The organism is Streptococcus sp. STR1/CE/0325 (genome assembly GCF_055386095.1).
The window spans coordinates 1,167,826-1,187,365 of sequence record NZ_AP045018.1 but is presented as its reverse complement, the minus strand read 5'-3'; the positions used below and the strand labels follow the sequence as shown (position 1 = coordinate 1,187,365).

At 41.4% G+C, this 19,540-nt stretch carries 21 protein-coding genes; all 21 read left to right on the top strand.

The features are described from left to right. Positions 1-26: 26 nt before the first annotated feature. The 21 genes from ACZ49W_RS05830 (at position 27) to ACZ49W_RS05730 (ending at position 19,425) form a co-directional block, all read left to right on the top strand. Positions 27-500 (top strand): phage terminase small subunit P27 family, encoded by a 474-nt coding sequence (locus ACZ49W_RS05830; protein ID WP_464814381.1) that lies wholly within the window; start codon positions 27-29, stop codon positions 498-500. Further along, on the top strand, positions 497-2,089 hold the full coding sequence (locus tag ACZ49W_RS05825; RefSeq protein WP_464814380.1) for a terminase large subunit: 1,593 nt from the start codon (positions 497-499) through the stop codon (positions 2,087-2,089). Before ACZ49W_RS05830 ends, ACZ49W_RS05825 begins: the two co-directional genes overlap by 4 nt. 70 nt (positions 2,090-2,159) lie before the next feature. Further along, on the top strand, positions 2,160-2,417 hold the full coding sequence (locus ACZ49W_RS05820) for a type II toxin-antitoxin system Phd/YefM family antitoxin (protein WP_018374772.1): 258 nt from the start codon (positions 2,160-2,162) through the stop codon (positions 2,415-2,417). Continuing rightward, positions 2,414-2,785, top strand: a complete 372-nt coding sequence (locus ACZ49W_RS05815) for a type II toxin-antitoxin system death-on-curing family toxin (protein ID WP_464814379.1) — start codon at positions 2,414-2,416, stop codon at positions 2,783-2,785. The genes ACZ49W_RS05820 and ACZ49W_RS05815 overlap by 4 nt, the downstream gene beginning before the upstream one ends. A gap of 140 nt (positions 2,786-2,925) precedes the next feature. Continuing rightward, on the top strand, positions 2,926-4,209 hold the full coding sequence (locus ACZ49W_RS05810; RefSeq protein WP_464814378.1) for a phage portal protein: 1,284 nt from the start codon (positions 2,926-2,928) through the stop codon (positions 4,207-4,209). Beyond that, positions 4,202-4,897 (top strand): head maturation protease, ClpP-related, encoded by a 696-nt coding sequence (locus tag ACZ49W_RS05805; RefSeq protein WP_464814377.1) that lies wholly within the window; start codon positions 4,202-4,204, stop codon positions 4,895-4,897. Before ACZ49W_RS05810 ends, ACZ49W_RS05805 begins: the two co-directional genes overlap by 8 nt. An 18-nt stretch (positions 4,898-4,915) precedes the next feature. Continuing rightward, complete coding sequence (locus ACZ49W_RS05800) at positions 4,916-6,121, top strand: phage major capsid protein (RefSeq protein ID WP_464814376.1); 1,206 nt, start codon at positions 4,916-4,918, stop codon at positions 6,119-6,121. A 2-nt stretch (positions 6,122-6,123) separates the two neighbouring features. Beyond that, the gene (locus tag ACZ49W_RS05795; RefSeq protein ID WP_464814375.1) at positions 6,124-6,381 is read left to right on the top strand and encodes a head-tail connector protein; all 258 of its coding nucleotides are present in this window, start codon (positions 6,124-6,126) and stop codon (positions 6,379-6,381) included. After that, a complete protein-coding gene (locus ACZ49W_RS05790; RefSeq protein WP_464814374.1) occupies positions 6,381-6,719 on the top strand; it encodes a head-tail adaptor protein in 339 nt (112 codons plus the stop codon). The genes ACZ49W_RS05795 and ACZ49W_RS05790 overlap by 1 nt, the downstream gene beginning before the upstream one ends. Further along, positions 6,712-7,080 carry an HK97 gp10 family phage protein gene (locus ACZ49W_RS05785; protein ID WP_464814373.1) on the top strand — a complete coding sequence of 123 codons (369 nt, stop codon included), beginning with the start codon at positions 6,712-6,714 and terminating at the stop codon, positions 7,078-7,080. The genes ACZ49W_RS05790 and ACZ49W_RS05785 overlap by 8 nt, the downstream gene beginning before the upstream one ends. A gap of 6 nt (positions 7,081-7,086) precedes the next feature. After that, positions 7,087-7,413 carry a hypothetical protein gene (locus ACZ49W_RS05780; RefSeq protein WP_464814372.1) on the top strand — a complete coding sequence of 109 codons (327 nt, stop codon included), beginning with the start codon at positions 7,087-7,089 and terminating at the stop codon, positions 7,411-7,413. A gap of 1 nt (position 7,414) precedes the next feature. Beyond that, positions 7,415-7,984 (top strand): major tail protein, encoded by a 570-nt coding sequence (locus ACZ49W_RS05775; protein WP_464814371.1) that lies wholly within the window; start codon positions 7,415-7,417, stop codon positions 7,982-7,984. Between the two features lie 11 nt (positions 7,985-7,995). Further along, complete coding sequence (locus tag ACZ49W_RS05770) at positions 7,996-8,415, top strand: hypothetical protein (RefSeq protein ID WP_464814370.1); 420 nt, start codon at positions 7,996-7,998, stop codon at positions 8,413-8,415. Between the two features lie 32 nt (positions 8,416-8,447). Next, on the top strand, positions 8,448-8,579 hold the full coding sequence (locus tag ACZ49W_RS05765; protein WP_270315119.1) for a hypothetical protein: 132 nt from the start codon (positions 8,448-8,450) through the stop codon (positions 8,577-8,579). A gap of 18 nt (positions 8,580-8,597) precedes the next feature. After that, positions 8,598-11,717, top strand: coding sequence for a phage tail tape measure protein (locus ACZ49W_RS05760; RefSeq protein ID WP_464814369.1), 3,120 nt, complete (start codon positions 8,598-8,600; stop codon positions 11,715-11,717). After that, positions 11,714-12,436 (top strand): phage tail protein, encoded by a 723-nt coding sequence (locus ACZ49W_RS05755; protein WP_464814368.1) that lies wholly within the window; start codon positions 11,714-11,716, stop codon positions 12,434-12,436. The genes ACZ49W_RS05760 and ACZ49W_RS05755 overlap by 4 nt, the downstream gene beginning before the upstream one ends. Further along, a complete protein-coding gene (locus tag ACZ49W_RS05750) occupies positions 12,436-16,983 on the top strand; it encodes a phage tail spike protein (RefSeq protein ID WP_464814367.1) in 4,548 nt (1,515 codons plus the stop codon). Before ACZ49W_RS05755 ends, ACZ49W_RS05750 begins: the two co-directional genes overlap by 1 nt. A gap of 12 nt (positions 16,984-16,995) precedes the next feature. Next, complete coding sequence (locus tag ACZ49W_RS05745) at positions 16,996-17,202, top strand: hypothetical protein (RefSeq protein ID WP_464814366.1); 207 nt, start codon at positions 16,996-16,998, stop codon at positions 17,200-17,202. A gap of 5 nt (positions 17,203-17,207) precedes the next feature. Next, positions 17,208-17,576: a hypothetical protein gene (locus ACZ49W_RS05740; protein WP_222348619.1), complete on the top strand. Its 369-nt coding sequence runs from the start codon at positions 17,208-17,210 to the stop codon at positions 17,574-17,576. Further along, on the top strand, positions 17,554-17,949 hold the full coding sequence (locus ACZ49W_RS05735) for a phage holin family protein (protein WP_464814365.1): 396 nt from the start codon (positions 17,554-17,556) through the stop codon (positions 17,947-17,949). Before ACZ49W_RS05740 ends, ACZ49W_RS05735 begins: the two co-directional genes overlap by 23 nt. 6 nt (positions 17,950-17,955) lie before the next feature. Then, complete coding sequence (locus ACZ49W_RS05730; protein WP_464814364.1) at positions 17,956-19,425, top strand: LysM peptidoglycan-binding domain-containing protein; 1,470 nt, start codon at positions 17,956-17,958, stop codon at positions 19,423-19,425. The last annotated feature ends 115 nt before the right edge of the window (positions 19,426-19,540 follow it).

The following is a 19,540-nucleotide window of genomic DNA, read 5'->3' as shown; positions in this document are numbered from 1 at the left end:
TTTCTTACTTTAAAGGAGGTGAGATTGTGGCAATCAGGGGGCGAAAACCAAAGCCTACGAATATGAAAATACTTGAGGGAAATCCTGGTAAGCGACCACTCCCTACGAATGAAGTCAAACCAAAACAAAAAGCCCCACGTTGCCCACAGTGGCTTGAAGATGATGCAAAGAAGGAGTGGAAACGGATGGGAAAAATTCTCGAACAGATGGGAATTTTAACCGAAATGGACATGACTGCATTTGCAGGTTATTGTCAAGCTTATGCTCGCTGGAAAGAGGCAGAAGAGTTCCTTTCCAAGCATGGCTCCATTATCAAAACTCCGAATGGCTATCTCCAACAAGTCCCTCAAGTTTCTATCAGCCAGACTAACCTCAAAATCATGCTTAAATTCTGTGAACAATTTGGTTTGACACCTTCGGCACGAAACCGATTAGCGATAATGGATTCAGAAGTCGGAATTGGGGATGAAATGGAAGATTTGTTAGGAGGAATTTTATGAGCTATCATTATGAACCAAGTCCATTCATGCTTCCAACCTCACACTACGATAAGGTAAAGGCTGATAGGGCAGTAACATTTATCAATAATCTCTCCCACACTAAAGGCAAGTGGGCAGGAAAGCGATTTGATTTGTTGCCGTGGCAGGAACAGATTGTCCGTGACCTATTTGGAATTGTCAAGGAAGATGGCAATCGCCAATTTCTAACAGCCTACATAGAAATTCCAAAGAAGAATGGCAAGTCTGAGCTAGCGGCAGCAATCGCTCTTTATCTACTTTATGCAGATAATGAAGCAAGTAGCGAAGTTTATGGAGCGGCTTGTGACCGAAATCAAGCGTCAATCGTGTTTGATGTAGCCAAGCAGATGGTGCAGATGAGTCGCCCTTTGGAAAAGCGGTCTAAGATAATGGGAGCTACCAAGCGTATTGTAAATTATTCTAATGCAGGGTTTTACCAAGTTCTTTCTGCAGAGACTGGGACAAAACATGGACTAAACGTATCTGGCTTGGTCTTTGATGAAATCCACGCTCAGCCAAATCGTCATTTGTATGATGTATTAACTAAGGGGTCAGGAGACGCAAGGGAACAACCCCTCTTTTTTATTATCACGACAGCTGGAACGGATAGAAACTCTATCTGTTATGAGTTACATACCAAAGCATTGGATATTCTGAATGGTAGAAAGAAGGACACGTCATTCTATCCAGTGGTTTATGGTTTATCTGATGAAGATGATTGGAATGATGAAGCCAACTGGCTAAAGGCCAATCCTTCATTAGGGCATACAATTGGGATTGACCGAGTAAGAGAAGCCTACCAACAGGCACTTGACAATCCTGCTGAAGAAAATGTCTTTAAGCAGCTCCGTCTAAATATGTGGACAAGTTCAAGTGTTGCTTGGATTCCAGAACATGTTTATGCCAAAGGAAATGATCCTATCCAATATGATAGTCTCAAGGGGCGTAGTTGTTATGCAGGTTTAGACCTATCTAGTACGTCAGATATCACTGCCTTTGTCTTGGTATTCCCTCCTAGATTTGAAGAAGAGAATTATATCGTTCTGCCATTTTTCTGGCTACCTGAGGATACACTGGAACTGAGATGTCGACGTGACCATGTTTTATATGATGTTTGGGAGCGTCAGGGCTACATCAAAACTACAGAGGGTAATGTTGTTCACTATGGTTTTATCGAAAAGTTTATTGAAGACTTATCGGAAATCTATCATATCAAGGAAATAGCCTATGACCGTTGGAATGCGACACAAATGGTTCAGAATCTAGAAGGAATGGGCTTGACCATGGTGCCTTTCGGTCAGGGATACAAGGATATGAGTCCACCGTCTAAGGAACTCTATAAACTTATGATGGAAGGCAAGATTCAACATGGTGGGCATCCAGTTCTGAAATGGATGGGACAAAATGTAGTCATGAGACAAGACCCTGCAGGTAATATCAAGCCTGATAAGGAAAAGTCAGTCGAGAAGATTGACGGTATTGTAGCACTCATTATGGGACTGGATCGTTGTATTCGTCATCAAATCGATGAAGGAAGTGTTTATGATGAACGTGGAATATTGAGTTTTTAGGATAAAAACAGCCTAAATAGGTTGAATATATCCTAAAAAGTGGTAGAATAGAAAAAAGGAGGATATTACTATGCAAATCAATATTGAAAACTTAGTCTCTATTTCTGAAGCAAATCAAAACTTTTCTAAGGTAGCTCGTATGGTCGATACGAATGGTACTGCAGTAATTTTGAAAAATAACACACCAAAGTATGTATTAGTGGACTATCAGAGTCTAATTAAAGAGGAACAGGCAACACCTACGGTTGTTGAACAATCAACTTTGGATGAAGTTGCGACTTCGGTTTTATCACGCCATCTTGATGCATTTAAGGAATTGGCAAAATGAAAATATTAACTGTTGAACAGGTTATTGAATTACATACTAGGTTAATTCAAGCTACTGGCGGTTTAGATGGTGTTAGGGATGTTGGTTTAATAGAATCTTCACTATCTTCAGCTTTTAGTACTTATTTTGGTGTTGAGAAATATCCAAGTATTGAAGAAAAGGCTGCTAGACTTTGTTATTCGCTAGTTAATAATCATGCCTTCCTTGATGGGAACAAACGAATTGGAGTTTTTGTCATGATTATTTTCCTAGAATTAAATGGCATTGTGTTAAATCAGACTGATGATGAAGTAGTGAAGTTAGGACTTGGAGTAGCTTCTTTAGAATTAGATTATTATGCAATTTTAGAATATATTCGGGATCATTAAAACTTTTCTTATTGAGGAGATAACTTCAAGAAAGTGATAGAATATGGTATATTCTTGAAGAAGGGGAGATGAAAAACATCTAAGATTAAACGAGAAGCACTTTAATCGAAGTGCTTTTTTCGTACTCAAAAGGAGGAACTATGGGATTACTAGATTTACTAGGACGTAAGCGTGCTAGAGATAAACCACGAAATAGTTATGAAGGTCAGGACTTCTCTTATCTGTTTGGACGAACGACCAGTGGGGAGAATGTGGATGAGTTTAAAGCTATGCAGACGACAGCTGTCTATGCATGTGTCCGCATCTTAGCTGAAGCAGTAGCTTCACTACCCATTCATGTTTATGAGAGGACGGCAACTGGAAAGGAGAAAAAGGTGGAACATCCCCTTTATTTTCTCTTGCATGATGAACCTAACCCTGAGATGTCATCCTTTGTCTTCAGAGAAACCTTGATGAGCCATCTACTGATATGGGGAAATGCTTATGTCCAGATTATCCGAGATAGGAGTGGACAGGTTATCAGTCTTTACCCACTTTTACCAGATAAGATGTCAGTTCATCGAGATGAGAGTGGTAAGCTCTATTACAAATACAAGCGTCAGTCAGAGGAAAATCCAAACTTTAAGGAAAAAGGAGATGCTATTTTAAAAGCAGAAGATGTTCTCCATGTTCCTGGTCTGGGTTTTGATGGCTTAATAGGTTATTCTCCAATTGCCCTTGCAAAAAATGCTATCGGTATGACATTGGCTACTGAGAACTATGGAGCCTCATTCTTTAAAAATGGTGCAAATCCAGGTGGCGTTTTGGAACATCCAGGGATTCTCAAAGATCCCAAACGAGTGAGAGATTCATGGAATGCAGTCTATAATGGGGTTACCAATGCCCATAAAGTGGCAGTTCTTGAGGAAGGGATGAAATACACTCAAGTAGGCATTCCGCCAGAAGAAGCCCAGTTTCTTCAGACAAGAAAATTCCAAATCAATGAAATTGCAAGACTCTACCGCATTCCGCCTCATATGGTTGGCGACTTGGAGAAATCCTCATTTTCAAACATTGAGCAACAATCTCTAGAATTTGTTAAATATACCTTAGACCCTTGGGTAGTTCGTCTCGAACAGGCTTTCAAGAGGTCTCTTTTTTTACCTGAAGAAAAGAAAACCTATTTTGTGAAGTTTAATGTGGATGGTCTACTTCGTGGGGACTATCAGAGTCGAATGAATGGCTATGCGATTGGGAGACAAAATGGCTGGCTATCGACCAATGATATTCGTGAACTTGAGGACTTGAACCTCCTTTCAGATGAGGAAGGAGGTAATCTCTACTTGATAAATGGAAACATGACAAAACTGAAGGATGCGGGTGGCTTTATGAAACAAGCATCAGTAGAACAAGAAACTCAATCTGAGGAGGATATGGATGCATAAGTTTTGGAATTTTACAGAAGATGATAGTGGTCGAACTCTTCGAATAGAGGGGCAGATTGCTGATGAGACGTGGTTTGGCGATGAAGTCACGCCCAAAGTATTTAAAAATGATTTATATGCAGGAAACGGAGACATCACCCTCTGGATTAATAGTCCAGGGGGTGATGTATTTGCGGCTGCTCAAATCTATAACATGTTGATGGATTACAAAGGTGATGTCCATGTAGTGATTGATGGATTAGCCGCAAGTGCTGCGAGTGTCATTGCCATGGCAGGTACAACGGTTTCTATGAGTCCAGTTGCCATGATGATGATTCACAACCCTTGGACTGTGGCACAAGGTGAAGCCAAGGACATGCAGAAGGTCATTGAAATGTTGGGAGAGATTAAGGAATCCATCATCAATGCCTATGAACTAAGAACAGGACTTTCAAGAACCAAACTCTCGCACCTTATGGACTCAGAGTCTTGGTTCAATGCCAAAAAGGCTGTTGAACTGGGCTTTGCGGACAAGATTCTCTTTGACAAACAAGAGGAACATGGAATGGAGACTGAGAGTTATTCTTTCAGTCGAAATGCTGCCCAACAAGATTTACTTGTAAAAATGCAGGCGAAACTTGAAGTCCAACAACCAAAGAAAACAATCCCTATCAATCAGTTGGAAAAACGATTGAATTTGCTCAAATAACGAAAGGAATATGAACTGATGTCTAAATTACTTGAATTGAAAGAAAAACGTAACCAATCTTGGCAACAAGCAAAAACCTTCCTTGACTCTGTTCGCTCAGAAGACGGACTGGTATCAGAGGAAGATTCCAAACGTTATGATGATATGGAAGCAAAAATCAACCTCTACAATCAAGAGATTGCTCGATTGGAGCGACAAGAAAAGATTGACCTTGAACTTTCTCAACCAGCATCACAGGCTCTAATTGGGCAGCCCACTACAGTTTTGAATGACAAGACTTCTGAAGAGGAAAAGAAAGGTGTGGCTTCTGATAGCTATGCCAAGACATTTTGGACAAGTGTCCGTAAGCGTCACTTCTTTGATGTCAAAGACGTCCTTCGTGTAGGGGAAGATACCGAAGGTGGTCATCTTGTTCCTGATGAGTATGAGAAGAAACTGGTTCAAGGATTACAAGAAGAGAATTTCTTCCGTAGCCTTGCGACTGTTATCAAAACATCTAGTGGTGAGCGTAAGATTCCTGTTGTGACAGGACATGGTTCAGCATCATGGATGGATGAAAATGGCCTTTATCCTGAAACAGAAGAAACATTTGGTCAGGTGACACTAGACTCTCATAAGATTGGTACTGCCATTCGCATTTCAGAAGAGTTGCTTAACGATTCAGTCTTCGACCTTGAGTCCTATATGACAGCTGAATTTGCTCGTCGAATTGGAACGGAAGAAGAAAAGGCATTCTTAATTGGTGATGGTTCAAAGAAACCGACAGGTATCTTTACTCATGCAGAAGTTACAGGTCCAACGACTGCTACAAAGGATATTACCTTTGACGACATGATTGAATTGTATCATTCTCTACCTGCGCCATATCGTAAGAACGCAGTTTGGATTTTACATGATACGACTGTCAAAGCTATCCGTAAACTCAAGGACAACAACGGCAATTACATTTGGCAACCATCCACTCAAGCTGGACAACCAGATTTGATTCTAAATCGTCCATACTATACCTCAACCTTTGCCCCGCTACCTGAAGCAGGAAACAAGGCCATTGCATTTGGTGATTTCTCTTATTATTGGATTGCTGATCGTCAGGGTCGTACCTTCAAACGTCTGAATGAACTCTATGCCAATAATGGACAGATTGGTTTTCTTGCTTCACAACGTGTGGATGGTAAGTTAGTCCTACCTGAAGCCGTTAAGACTTTAACTGTGAAGGCTAAGTAATCATGGTTAGTTTAGCAGAAGCAAAACAGTATCTCAAAGTGGAACACGATGATGAGGATGGACTGATTGAGCAATTACTAGAAACCAGTCAACAACTCTGTGAAAATATTTTGCGTCAATCAATTTATTCAGAAGTTCTAAAGACGGCAATCCTATACGGGGTTGCCTATCTTTATGAACATAGAGAAGATGCAAATCATAAGAAGTTGAAAGAAACGCTTTATCATTTGTTGTTGGCTGAACGAAAGGAAGTGTTCTGATGAAGATTGCACCTTTGAGGGAACGATTGTCATTTTATGTTCGACAGATTGTTCAAGATGATATTGGCAATGAAAGTTCGATATGGATACCTTTATTTGAACGGTGGTGCTCTTGTCGTCCTCTCACCTTGACCGAAAGGGATGGGAGTGTTACGAAACAGGAACAAGAGAAAATCCAGTTCACCCTCAGGTATGAAAAGGCGATTCTTGGACTTCATTCCTTAACGACTCACATTCAATTTCGAGGTCAAACCTATGAGATTGAGTCGATTGATGGAGATACAGTGCCAAGGCAATTGATTTATATCGTCGCCATTAAGGAGGAGAAATATGACTAAAATTGGACTGGATGCACTAGAAACTGCCATCGCAAATGAGCTGGCGGAGTTTGTAGAGGATACCACAGAGGTGATGCGTGAAGTTGTAGAGGAAGTTACTGAGGAATCCATCGAAACCTTGAAAGCAACGTCACCTAGAAAGAGTGGTTCTTATGCCAAAGGGTGGAAGAGTAAAGCAACGATTGATACCAGTACAGGTTTAACCAAAACCATTCATAATCGAACGCCAGGACTGACGCATCTATTAGAAAATGGTCATGCCAAAAGCTCTGGTGGGCGAGTTAAGGGAATTAAGCATATCGTACCTGTTGAGAAACAAGCGATACAATCCTTAGAAGAAAAGCTGAGAAAGCGAGTGTGATAAGACATGTTACTGAGCGAAATGTACTCCATTCTCAAAGGACTACAGCTCCCCCTCGCTTACCATCATTTTGAAGAAGGGAGTCGTCCAAGACCACCATATCTGGTTTATTTGGTGACTGATTCAGAAAATCATGGTGCAGACAATTGGACCTATCATAAGCAAAATAATCTGCAAGTGGAACTCTATACCACTAAGAAAGATTTAGCAACTGAACAAAAGGTGGAGTCATTATTTGACAGCCACCTTATTTATTTTGAAAAAGTAGAGACCTATATCTCATCTGAGAAACTCTATCAAATAACCTATTACATCAGATTACATGGAGGATAATATGACTGAAAAGAATAAGGTCACCTTTGGACTACAAGATATCCATTGGGCAGAAGTTACAAGCGAAGGTTCTGATGGTACGTTGACATATGGCAATGTGGAACAACTTCGTGGTGCTGCAGAATTAACCCTTGAACCAACAGGAGACAAGGGTTCTTATAAGGCAGACAATATCAATTTTTATACAACGGAGTCAAACGATGGTTATGAAGGAACGCTAAAAGTTGCTCTTCTAACGCAGGAATTTTTGACTCGAGTCCTTGGAGAACAGTTGGATGTGACGACAAATACCATCTCAGAAATCGCAAATAGCGAGAAGAAAAATTTTGCGTTGATGTTCCGTTTTGAAGGGGATAAAAAAGAAACACTACACGTTTTGTATTATTGTTACGCATCTCGTCCGACTGTTGGTTCAAAAACCAAGTCAGGTTCGGATATCAATGAGGTAGAGTTGACCTTTACTGCCAGTCCTCGCCCACTTGATAAGGTTGTGCGTCGACGAACAACAGAGGAAACGAGTGATGAGATTCGTCAAAATTGGTTCAAGGCAGTTTTTGAACCTCGTAAGTAAAGGAGAAGTCCATGAGAGAAAGTATTACCATAGCAGGCACGACCTACGAGTTAGCGACAAATGCCTACACACCAATTGCTTATAAAGAGCAGTTTGGCAAGGACTATTTCCAAGATTTATTCTCTATGGTCAATAGCCAAGCAATCTTGGCAAAACTTGACCAGTTGGAAGAAGGAGAAGATTTACAGGCATACCATATTGATGTTTCTATTTTGTCTGATTTCGACATGACCTTTTTCCATCGGATTTTTTGGGTCTTTGCGAAGTCAGCCAATCCACGAGTGAAACCATTTGTGGATTTTTATATGGAGATGGAAGAATTTCCAGTGCAGGATATTGCCCCTGTCTTGATGAATATGTTGAACCAAGGGATGTCAACTAGAAAAAAGCAGATGAAACAGAAACAGCAAGTGAGGAAATCTTCACAGTAGAGAGCTATTTCTCCTGTTGTAAGGAGACCGGTTTGACCATTGACGATTTAAAACATATCTCTATTGGGATGGCACTTGACTACCAAACGGATTATGTGGAGATGCGTACTCGAGAAACTTCTCAAACACGCAGGGCAACTCAAGCTGATTTTGATAATTTCTGATGGTAGAAAGGAGGGACTATGGCTGGAAACATAAAGGGAATTACGATTGAAATTGGTGGCGATACCCAACCCTTACAAGATGCCCTAAAAGGTGTAAACAAACAAGCATCTGAAGCTACCAAAGAACTAAGACAGATTGATAAGGCTCTCAAGTTTGATACAGGCAATGTCACCCTCCTTACTCAAAAGCAGGAAGTATTAGCTAAACAAGTTGAAACAACTCGAGAAAAGCTTGCGACATTAAGGCAAGCACAAGCTCAAGTTGAGGCTCAGTTTAAGGCAGGTACCATTGGAGCAGACCAGTATCGAGCCTTTCAACGGGAGCTTGAAACCACCAAAAATGTTCTGACTAGTTATGAAGATAAACTAGCAAGTGTCACACGTACCATTTCTGAAAACGGCAGTCAGGTTGATAGTAATAAGGCTAAACTACAAGCACTTCAGTCAGAACAGGCTCAATTAGTATCAGAGAGTGAGAAGTTAACAAGTTCTATTAAACTTCAAGAATCAGCTCTTAGCTCAAACGCAAGTGAGTCCGATAAGTTGGCACTTGCCCATCAAAAGGTGACAGGGCATTCAGAGATACTGGAAAGACAGATTCAAAATTTAGAGAAACAACTGGAACTAACAAAGAGTGAATTTGGTGATCAGTCAATCGAAGCCAATAAGCTTGAGAAAACACTCAATGAAACCAAGGTTGCCTACAACCATCTTCAAAATGAGATGGAGGAAATGGCATCTAGTTCTGATGTTGCAAAGTCTAGTCTCTCTGAAACCAATCAGCTTCTTAAAGCTGACCTCCTAATGGAGTTTGGTGACCAAATTAGTGAATTATCTCAGAAACTAGTTGATTTTGGGAAACAATCCTTGGATGCCTTTCTTGAGATAGATGAAGGGATGGACGTGATTGTCACAAAGACAGGGGCAACTGGAACTGCCCTTGACGAGATGACTGATATGGCTAAGCAGCTTGCGACGGAGATACCGACCGATTTCAATACAGCAGGAACTGCAGTTGGGTTATTGAATACGCAATTTGATTTGACAGGCGATGCCCTAAAATCAGCATCCACTCAACTGATTCAGTTCTCGGAAATCAATGGTAGTGATGTTTCAAGCTCTGCAATTTCTGCAAAACAAGCCATTGAAGCATATGGCTTGCAGGCTAGTGATTTGGCAAGGGTTCTCGATACAGTCACTTACACTAGTCAAGAAACTGGAGTCGGTGTTCAGGAATTGATGGATAAGGCAGTTGCTGGAGCACCTCAGATAAAATCACTTGGTTTATCATTTGATGATGGTGTGACGCTTATGGGGAGGTTTGAGAAAGCTGGGGTGGATTCATCTGCAGCTCTCTCTTCATTATCAAAAGCAGCAGTAGCTTATGCCAAAGATGGCTTGACTCTGAAAGATGGTTTGGCTGGTACAGTTGAACAAATCAAACAATCCACCAGTGAAACAGAAGCACTGTCTTTGGCATCAGAGGTATTTGGCAGTAAAGCGGCTCCACGAATGGTTGATGCCATTAAACGAGGAGCCTTAACATTTGAAGACCTAGCAGGAACAGCAGAAAAGGCTGCAGGTATCGTCACTCAAACCTACGAGGGTACGCTTGATCCAATTGACCAGTTCACAACAGCACAAAATAGTGCCAAGCTGGCAATGGGAGAAATAGGTGATGCAATTGCCTCAACACTTGCCCCAGTACTACAAGTCTTGGCGGAGTTATTGCAGCAGGTTGCGACATGGTTTTCTGGTCTTTCAGAACCGATAAAACAGTTCTTGGTAATTGTCGGACTTCTAGTTGCTGGTTTTGGCTTATTACTCCCAGTTTTTCTTGCCCTTCAAGCTGCCGCTATGGCTATGGGAACTACCATTGTCAGTTTACTAACGGCAGCAGCTCCCATAGTTGGTATGATTTTAGGAATAATTGCCGTTATCGCCCTCTTAGTTGTTGGGATTCAACAGCTCTGGCAACATAACGAAGGATTTCGGACGGCTGTTCTGGAAATATGGACGGCTATCTACAGCTTTATATCGACCATCATTCAAGAAGTTTCAAGTTTTATCATGTCCATTTGGGGGACACTCACTACTTGGTGGAGCGAAAACCAACAACTGATTCTTGATGCTGCAAACACAGTATGGAATGCCATTTCAACGGTCATCACAACAGTAATGACAATTCTTGGACCATTGATTCAAGCTAGTTGGGAAAATATCAAACTCATTATCACAACCGCATGGGACATGATAAAGATAGTAGTTGGAACAGCTATCAATGTGGTTCTTGGAATCATTAAAGCTGTGATGCAAGTCATAACTGGTGATTGGGCGGGTGCTTGGGAAACGATTAAGCAGGTACTTTCAACGGTATGGGAGGGAATTACATCTCTTATATCCATTGCATTAAACTTCATTGCCCAATTTATTTCAACTGCTTGGACGGGTATCAAGAATACCATCTCAAATTTACTATCTGCCATTAGTTCTGTTATTTCAAGTATATGGTCAGCAATTCAATCGACAATATCGAGTGTCCTGTCTGCGATTGGTTCAACTGTTTCAACTATTTGGAATGGTATCCGTAACACGGTGTCTAATGTCTTGACCGGTATCTCAAATACGGTTTCGTCTGTTTGGAATGGTGTGAAAAATACCATTTCAAGTGCAATCAATGGTGCAAGAGATGCTGTGAGTAATGCCATCAATGCCATTAAAAATCTCTTTAATTTCCAAATCAGATGGCCACATATTCCCCTTCCTCATTTTCGAGTATCAGGTTCAGCCAATCCACTTGATTGGTTAAAGGGCGGTATTCCAAGAATCTCCATTGATTGGTATGCCAAAGGAGGAATTTTAACCAAACCAACCGCATTTGGGGTAAACGGCAATAGCCTAATGGTAGGAGGTGAGGCTGGAAAAGAAGCAGTCTTGCCTTTGAATGAACAAACATTGGGTGCAATTGGTCGAGGAATCGCAAAGACCATGACAAGCAATCTACCAACCATTCACATTACCATTACTGGAAATACGGTAAGAGAAGAGCCAGACCTTCACCAACTAGCGGAGATGGTTGGAGAGAAACTCGTTTATGAATTAGAACGTCAACAAGGATTGAGAGGAGTGAAACCATGATTAGACATAATGCATTAACCATTGGTGGTGTGTCCACGGCAAGTTTTCCTTTTAAGGTAATCGTGGAAGATAGCCCTTCTATCGCAGTAAGTGAGAGTAAGACGCAATTGATAGAACACCAAGGTCTGTCAGGTGCGGTTCTTCAAACCAATCCTCGCAGAAGTGTCATGGAACTGAGCTACACCCTCTATCTTGTAAAACCTAGTGAAGAACAGCTATTTACCTTTTTGAAGCTATTTTTGAAAGAAGGATTTTGGCTTGAGAACGCAAATTTCAAGACCGTACGCTTTTGGTGTTACAAGGTTCACCACACTCCAGTTCAAAAGGATAAGCTGGGGGTGTTTGAGCTTAAGGTTATCTTTTCTTGTCACCCAACCAAGTGGTTCAAAACGACAACCTCGCAGGTGTTTAGAACCAGTGGAGTTTTGCGATGTCAAGGTTCAGCAATCGCTTTTCCAAAGATTACCATAAGTGGCAACTCGACTAGTGAAACTAGCTTTACGATTGGGGATGATGTCATCCGCTTGGAGAGATTACAAGAAACACTCATTATGGATAATAATCCTAGTCAGCCAAGTTTTAAGACACAAAGAGGTCAGCCTGTAAAATGGTCTGGCGATTTTATTTCCATTGATGCAGGCAGAAATGACTTGGTTGGAGTTGTTCTTGGTACTGGCATCACATCATTAACAATAGAAATGAATTGGGGGTGGGCTTAGTGTTATCATTATTAGACAAAACTGTTCGAACGGCAAAATGGCATGGGAAACCACTCCCAGAAACCATCAAGGCAAGCGTTAAAGAAAACTTGAATGGGGATTTTGTACTGAACTTTACCTATCCAATCACAGACAGCGGACTATTTCGAGAGTTAAAAGAGGACTACCTCGTTCGTAGTCCAGTTCCAGTATTGGGATACCAGTTGTTTCGGATAAAGAAAGTTATCGAAGGAGACACCAGTCTTGAAGTTATGGCCTATCACATATCAGATGACATCATGACTAGGTTGGTATCGCCATTTAGGTGTGAACAGGTAACCTGTGCAACAGCCCTATCAAGCATGGTCATGGGAAGCAAGTCTCCACTGGGAGATTTTTCTTTTACCAGTGACATTGTCAAGAACAGAACCTATACAACGGACAAGGAACAGACGCTTTACTCCACACTACTGGATGGTAAACATTCTATTCTTGGAACTTGGGAGGGAGAATTGGTTCGAGATAACCTTGCCCTAACAATAAAGGGTGAGCGGGGACAAGACCGTGGAGTTGTTATCTCTACTCACTACAATTTGAAAAAGTATCAGAGAACCAAAGAAAGTACACAGATTATCACACGAATCCATGCGACTTCAAGCTTTAAACAAGAGGGGCAGGATAGGGAAACAGTACTTCAAGTAACTGTAGACAGTCCACTGATAAACACCTATCCTTTCATCAATGAAGTAACCTATACCAATAATCTTCTCAGAACTCGTCAGGAGTTAATAGAGTGGGCTAGTAGCAAGTTTCGCTTAGAGGGAATTGATAAGCCAAAAGATGCCATCATCATTGAGGCATTTGAGTTAGATGGTCAAACGGTTCATCTAGGGGATACAGTGACTTTAAAAAGCAAGCTACACGGCATTGATGTGAGGAAGAAAGCCATCGCTTATGATTATGATCCTTTAGCTAAGAATTACCGCTCTATCACTTTTGATGATAAGGCAAGTATCGGTACAGGTAAGACTGGTGGTAGCCTAACTACACTAGCAAATAATCTCCTTGATGGGAATAAGCGGAGTGAGGATGTTGCCATTGAAATTGCCCTTGAGAATGCCAATAGAGCCTTTGAAGCAGAATTTGAGAAACGTCAAGTAGCCATCGATAACGCTATCGAACAGGCTCAAAGTTATGGGGAGGTCTATGCGGATCGATTAAAGGCTAGCATTGATAATGAACTTACTTCTATTCACCAACAGATGCGGCAACAGGAAGAGGAGCAGCAACGCACAACTCGTGATTTAATGGCAAAGGCTGGGGTAAATACCAACCTAGCCACAGAAGCCAAACAAAAGGCAGAACAGGCTCAAACTGCGGCCACTGAAGCCCTCAGAAGGTCAGAACAAGCCAAGCTTGATGCCATTCAAGAAGCTAACCGATTGACCTCAACGGAGCGTAGTCAAACTGAGACAAAGATTGCGACAGCAAAATCACAAGCTATCACTGAAGCTAGTCGATTAGTTGATGTAGCAAAATCACTGTTAGGTGGGCAGTTGGCAACTGTAAGTACCAATCTCTCACAAACCAAGGAGGATATAAAACTTCTTGCGAGTAAGCAACTGGTGGATAGTCTGACTGGTCGAGTGACTAGTGCAGAATCCATGATTCAAGTACAGGCAGACCAAATTTCTCAGCGAGTAAAGACTAGCGATTTTAACCAAGCAAAACAGAGAATCGAAACTGCCGAGTCATCTATTACGCAATTGGGGAATCGCATAACAACTGAAATCAGTCAGGTGGATGCGAAAATTCCAACTAGCCTAGATGGACTAAATTTAATGACTGGTACTCGTGATTGGTCGAATAAAGGAAATGCTTGGCATTTCGGAAACAATTGGTCAACTGAAACAGAGAATTTCAGAGGACTGGTTGTTCGCTCTACCCAAGCGGGATTTAACGGAAGTCATCAGAATATTGTTGTTAAAGCAGGAGATGTCATTACCTTTAGCTTTTATGCCAAAGCTAATCAACCACTCGCCTCAATTAAGGTTTCATCTGTTTGGACTGGTTCAAGTGTCTATCGTGCTCCCGTCGCAAGAGTGAGAGAATCGGACGATATCATATCTGTCACAAGTGACTGGAGACGCTACTGGAAAACAGTTCATGTCTTATCTGATGGTTCACTCCAATTTCGGACAGAGTACAATGGCAGCACTATCCCAAATAGCAATAAATTCTATGTGGCAGGATTGAAAGTCGCAAAGACCTCACTAGACACAGGCTATTCAGAAAATCCAGCAGATATAGCTGGGGAATTGACCACCCAACGGACACTCATCACTCAAACGGCTTCTGGTGTAGAGCAGGTTTCTACAAGATTAACTGAAGCAAATGGAAAGATTTCTAGTAGTGAGACACAGATTCGACAATTAGTTTCGGATGTATCCTCAAAGGTTAGTCAAACGGATTTCAATAACTTGAAACGAACTGTTGAAGGACATACTACATCCATCCAACAGACGCAACAATCTATTTTGCTTAAGGCTGATAAGACAGTTCTTGAAGGGGTCAAAACAACCGCTGACAATGCCTTGGCTAAGACCAATACAAACGCAAGTCAGATTACTCAAACAAAGGCAGATTTAAGGATTGCCAATGACGCCATCTCACAGAAAGTCGCAAAGACTGATTTTAATAGCTTGACTGGTCGAGTAGCTAGTGCAGAAACTACTATCCGGACACAAGCTGGGCAAATTGAACAACGACTAACAAGTACGCAAGTTGAATCTGCCATTAATTCAAAAGGCTACCAAACTAAGTCACAGGTTGATTCCAATATTACAGGTCGTGGCTATCTTACGAGTAGTTCGTTACAACCCTATGCGACGACAACCAGTGTGCAGAATTTGGTCAAAACAACCTCTGATAGCTTTACTCAGCGGATTAGTCAGACGGAAAGCAGAATCCCAACTTCAGTTTCACATCGCAACTTGATAGCTGGTACTTCGGATAGATGGGGTGCTTATCAGACGATAAATGCCAATAGTAACTGGATTGCATCTTTAGGAAGGGTGCAATTTGGGGATAATAGTGGCATTTATGTTGGCTCAAAAGTTCATTTATATGTTCATATCTCAGCGGATGAGATTACCTTTGACCCTGCTATAACGACTCGTTCCATGAAACTCCAAGGTCCAATCTTGGATAATCAAAATACTTGGACGTGGACCAACTGGAATTTGTATCACCCTTTCTACAATAAGTGGAGCAGTAATCTGACAACTGGTAACAATTATCGGTTAATCAAACTGACCTCTACCATCACTCAAGAGATGTACCAACACTCTAAAGGATTTGAACTTCAAGTCAGAATTGATGGGGTTAAGACAGGTAAGTTTCATGTGAGAGCCTTAATGGTATCAACTGGTGATATCTTTCCAGACTATTGGACACCGTCAATAGACGACTTTACGACAGTAACCGCCTTTCATGAAGTGCGAGATACCGTAAGTAGTCACACTCGAACAATTGGAGATCACAGTAATCAAATCAGTCAGGTTGTCCAAACGGCTAATGGGATTGTGACACGAGTTGGCAATCTAGAAACAAGCCGAGCGACAACTGCTACAGTAACTGCCATTCAAACGCAGGTTTCAACACTTGCAGGGGCGTGGTCGGTTCGAAATCTGACCAGTGCAGGAACAGTCCTCAGTCAGCTCAATCTCAATAAGGATGGCACAGTTAAGATTGATGGAAAACTCGTTCAAATAACAGGCACGACCTTTATCCAAGATGGTGTGATTGCGAGCGGTAAGATTGCCAGTCTTGATGCAGGCAAGATTACGTCAGGCATCATCTCAGCAGCTCGAATTGGAGCAGAAGCCATTACTGCGGATAAGTTAAAGGTTGACCAGGCTTTCTTCACCAAGTTTATGGCAACGGAAGCTTACCTCAAGCAGTTATTTGCCAAATCTGCCTTTATAACCCAAGTGCAGTCAGTAACCCTATCTGCCAACAAAATTTCAGGCGGTATTTTGTCAGCAATCAACGGAGCTATGAAAATCAATCTATCACTTGGAAACATTAAGTTCTATACCAACTCTCCATCCATTTCTCGTGAGGTTAGTGGATATCCTCACCAATGGGTTTCCTTTGAGACAGGAACGTCCAATGGTAAGCCATGTGGTGTAACCATTATCGGTTCGAATCGATGGAACAACTGGAATGCCAATGACGGTGGCTTTGTAGGGATTCGAGCATGGAACGGTACTGATACTGACCAAATCGATGTGGTAGGCGATAAGGTACGTTTAGCTAGTGCTCCATATACCAATCCAGATGGCTGGGAGATTGTAACGTTGCCTAACCGACTGAGTATCGACGCTTTCAAAGCATCTGACCGACCAAGTTCTATTTTGAATATCGGAGATATCCGCATCTATCGAAATGGGACAACCTATGTCAGCTTGAAAGATGTTCTTCATCAATTCAATCACAACTTTAAACACTTAGTAAACATCACAGGTCGAGGTGATGTCATCTTGACATGGGATACGATTAAATAAAGGAGTTCACAGATGAATCTAGAACAAATCAACCAATCATTAAAACTAACTATCCAGGAGCTTGTCACCAAGCTATCTGATGAAATCACCGCTAAGAACCTCATTGCCATTCAATTGGTGGAAAGGGATGAGGAACTTAGCCTATTGCATAAAGAAAAACAGGAATTGACTGAGCTATTAGAAGTTCAGACAAAACCTGAAGAAGGGAAAGGAGAATAGTTATCATGGCACTTCTCAATATTGACAAAGTAACAGAACCATTTGATTTGGAGACGGCTCTCGCTTACATGCGTAAGAATGGAGAGTTCATTCGTTGTAAGACAGCAGAGCAGGATTTTTATATGTATCTTGAAGAAGTAAGGCGACCTGCCATTAAAAATGGAAAGCGGCAGCTGGTTACAACAGAAACAGTTTGGGCGTTTAATCAGTGGGGCAGTACCACATTAACTCTGAATCTTTCTGATTTATTCCATGATTGTTTTTATCTGATGCGATTTGATGAGAACGGGCAACCGGATTGGTCAGACCCTACCATTGTGCAGGAAGGTTCAGTAGAAAGTGAGGTGACCGATGAAGGAACTGTTAACTCTTAATAAGATTTTATTTTCCATGATTGGAGGCTTGATTGGTAGTCTATTTGGGGAGTTGGATGGTATCCTATATGCCCTACTTGTCTTCATTATTATTGACTATCTAACAGGAATTTTTGCGGCAATTGTAGAGAAACAATTGTCAAGTAGTATCGGTTTTCGTGGCATCTTTAAAAAGATAGCCATTTTATTTTTAGTTTCACTAGGTCATCTGATTGATACTGTAATCATCAAGCAAGGTGGAACAATACGAACCATGGTCATTTTCTTTTATCTCAGTAATGAGGGGTTAAGTATTCTAGAAAATACCGTTCGAATTGGTTTACCAATACCTGAGAAACTACAAGCAATCTTAAAACAAATCAATGAGAGGTGAGAAGATATGGGAAAACATCTAGTTATTTGTGGTCATGGACAAGGGCGAACAGGCTATGATCCTGGATCAGTGAATACCAAACTAGGCATCACAGAAGCAGGAAAGGTTCGAGAATTAGCCAAGTTAATGTCTAAGTATAGCGGACAACAGATTGATTTTATAACCGAACAAAATGTTTATGATTATCGGAGTATTACTAGTATTGGTAAGGGATACGACTCGATTACTGAATTGCACTTCAATGCCTTTAATGGTAGTGCCAAAGGGACAGAAGTCTTGATTCAATCTTCCTTAGAAGCAGATAAGGAAGATATGGCTATCCTATCTCTCCTTTCACGTTATTTCCAAAATCGTGGTATTAAGAAGGTAGATTGGCTCTATAATGCCAACCAAGCAGCAAGTCGTGGATACACTTATCGTTTGGTGGAGATTGCCTTCATTGATAATGAACAAGATATGGCGATTTTTGAGAACAAGAAAGAGGACATTGCGAGAGGTCTGGTATCAGCTATTACTGGAGTAGAAGTCAAGACCATAGTTCCCTCGACACCCAGTTCAGCAGGTGGGAGTTCAGGAGCTCCTACAAAACCAGTCTATCTTGTTGGTGATAGTCTTAGGGTGTTGCCTCATGCGACTCATTATCAGACTGGTCAAAAAATCGCCAACTGGGTCAAGGGGGGGACCTACAAAATCCTCCAAGTGAAGAATGTTCACCAGTCCAACAGTAAGAGAGCTTATCTACTTGATGGAATCAAGTCATGGGTGCTTGAGCAGGATGTAGAAGGAACAACTAAAGGCCATAGTGAGCAGACCTATCAAGCACAGAAAGGTGATACCTATTATGGAATCGCTCGGAAGTTTGGTTTAACAGTTGATGCCCTTCTTGCGGTTAATGGTTTGAAGAAGACGGATATTTTAAGAGTTGGACAAACTCTAAAGGTCAACGCAGCTTCACGGACAACAACCGCTATTCCAACCAGTGTTGCCAGTCGTGTGGTTGCGTCCGCTTTATCCAAGGTCGGTCAAAAGGTGACCGTTCCATCTAACCCATATGGTGGACAATGTGTTGCCTTGGTGGATAAGATTGTTCAAGAACTTACGGATAAGAATATGTCCTATACGAATGCCATTGATTGTTTGAAGAAAGCAAAATCAAATGGTTTCCAAGTAATCTACGATGCTTGGGGTGTGAATCCTAAAGCAGGTGATTTTTATGTCATTCAGACGGATGGTTTGGTATATGGTCACATTGGTGTCTGTGTGACGGATTCTGATGGAAAAAGTATAGATGGTGTGGAACAGAATATTGATGGGTATTCTGACCATAATAAGAACGGTATCAATGACCAATTGGAAATTGGTGGCGGTGGAATTAGTCGTCGTGTGAAACGTCAATGGATGGCGGATGGCTCACTCTACGATTCAACTGGAACAGTTAAACTGGGTAAAGTTGTAGGTTGGTTTAGAATTTCATAATTAAGATATAAGCCTGGTGGAAACATCAGGCTTTATTTTTTGTCTTTTTTTCAATAAGTGCGGAAAAATTACTCCCAAACCTACCTAGTAAGGTAGGAGGAATAAATTGTATTCC

Bases quoted from the DNA above. Each gene is read 5' to 3' on its own strand.
- ACZ49W_RS05825 (WP_464814380.1), top strand. From the start codon at position 497: ATGAGCTATCATTATGAACCAAGTCCATTCATGCTTCCAACCTCACAC.
- ACZ49W_RS05820 (WP_018374772.1), top strand. From the start codon at position 2,160: ATGCAAATCAATATTGAAAACTTAGTCTCTATTTCTGAAGCAAATCAA.
- ACZ49W_RS05815 (WP_464814379.1), top strand. From the start codon at position 2,414: ATGAAAATATTAACTGTTGAACAGGTTATTGAATTACATACTAGGTTA.
- ACZ49W_RS05810 (WP_464814378.1), top strand. From the start codon at position 2,926: ATGGGATTACTAGATTTACTAGGACGTAAGCGTGCTAGAGATAAACCA.
- ACZ49W_RS05805 (WP_464814377.1), top strand. From the start codon at position 4,202: ATGCATAAGTTTTGGAATTTTACAGAAGATGATAGTGGTCGAACTCTT.
- ACZ49W_RS05800 (WP_464814376.1), top strand. From the start codon at position 4,916: ATGTCTAAATTACTTGAATTGAAAGAAAAACGTAACCAATCTTGGCAA.
- ACZ49W_RS05795 (WP_464814375.1), top strand. From the start codon at position 6,124: ATGGTTAGTTTAGCAGAAGCAAAACAGTATCTCAAAGTGGAACACGAT.
- ACZ49W_RS05790 (WP_464814374.1), top strand. From the start codon at position 6,381: ATGAAGATTGCACCTTTGAGGGAACGATTGTCATTTTATGTTCGACAG.
- ACZ49W_RS05785 (WP_464814373.1), top strand. From the start codon at position 6,712: ATGACTAAAATTGGACTGGATGCACTAGAAACTGCCATCGCAAATGAG.
- ACZ49W_RS05780 (WP_464814372.1), top strand. From the start codon at position 7,087: ATGTTACTGAGCGAAATGTACTCCATTCTCAAAGGACTACAGCTCCCC.
- ACZ49W_RS05775 (WP_464814371.1), top strand. From the start codon at position 7,415: ATGACTGAAAAGAATAAGGTCACCTTTGGACTACAAGATATCCATTGG.
- ACZ49W_RS05770 (WP_464814370.1), top strand. From the start codon at position 7,996: ATGAGAGAAAGTATTACCATAGCAGGCACGACCTACGAGTTAGCGACA.
- ACZ49W_RS05760 (WP_464814369.1), top strand. From the start codon at position 8,598: ATGGCTGGAAACATAAAGGGAATTACGATTGAAATTGGTGGCGATACC.
- ACZ49W_RS05755 (WP_464814368.1), top strand. From the start codon at position 11,714: ATGATTAGACATAATGCATTAACCATTGGTGGTGTGTCCACGGCAAGT.
- ACZ49W_RS05745 (WP_464814366.1), top strand. From the start codon at position 16,996: ATGAATCTAGAACAAATCAACCAATCATTAAAACTAACTATCCAGGAG.
- ACZ49W_RS05740 (WP_222348619.1), top strand. From the start codon at position 17,208: ATGGCACTTCTCAATATTGACAAAGTAACAGAACCATTTGATTTGGAG.
- ACZ49W_RS05735 (WP_464814365.1), top strand. From the start codon at position 17,554: ATGAAGGAACTGTTAACTCTTAATAAGATTTTATTTTCCATGATTGGA.
- ACZ49W_RS05730 (WP_464814364.1), top strand. From the start codon at position 17,956: ATGGGAAAACATCTAGTTATTTGTGGTCATGGACAAGGGCGAACAGGC.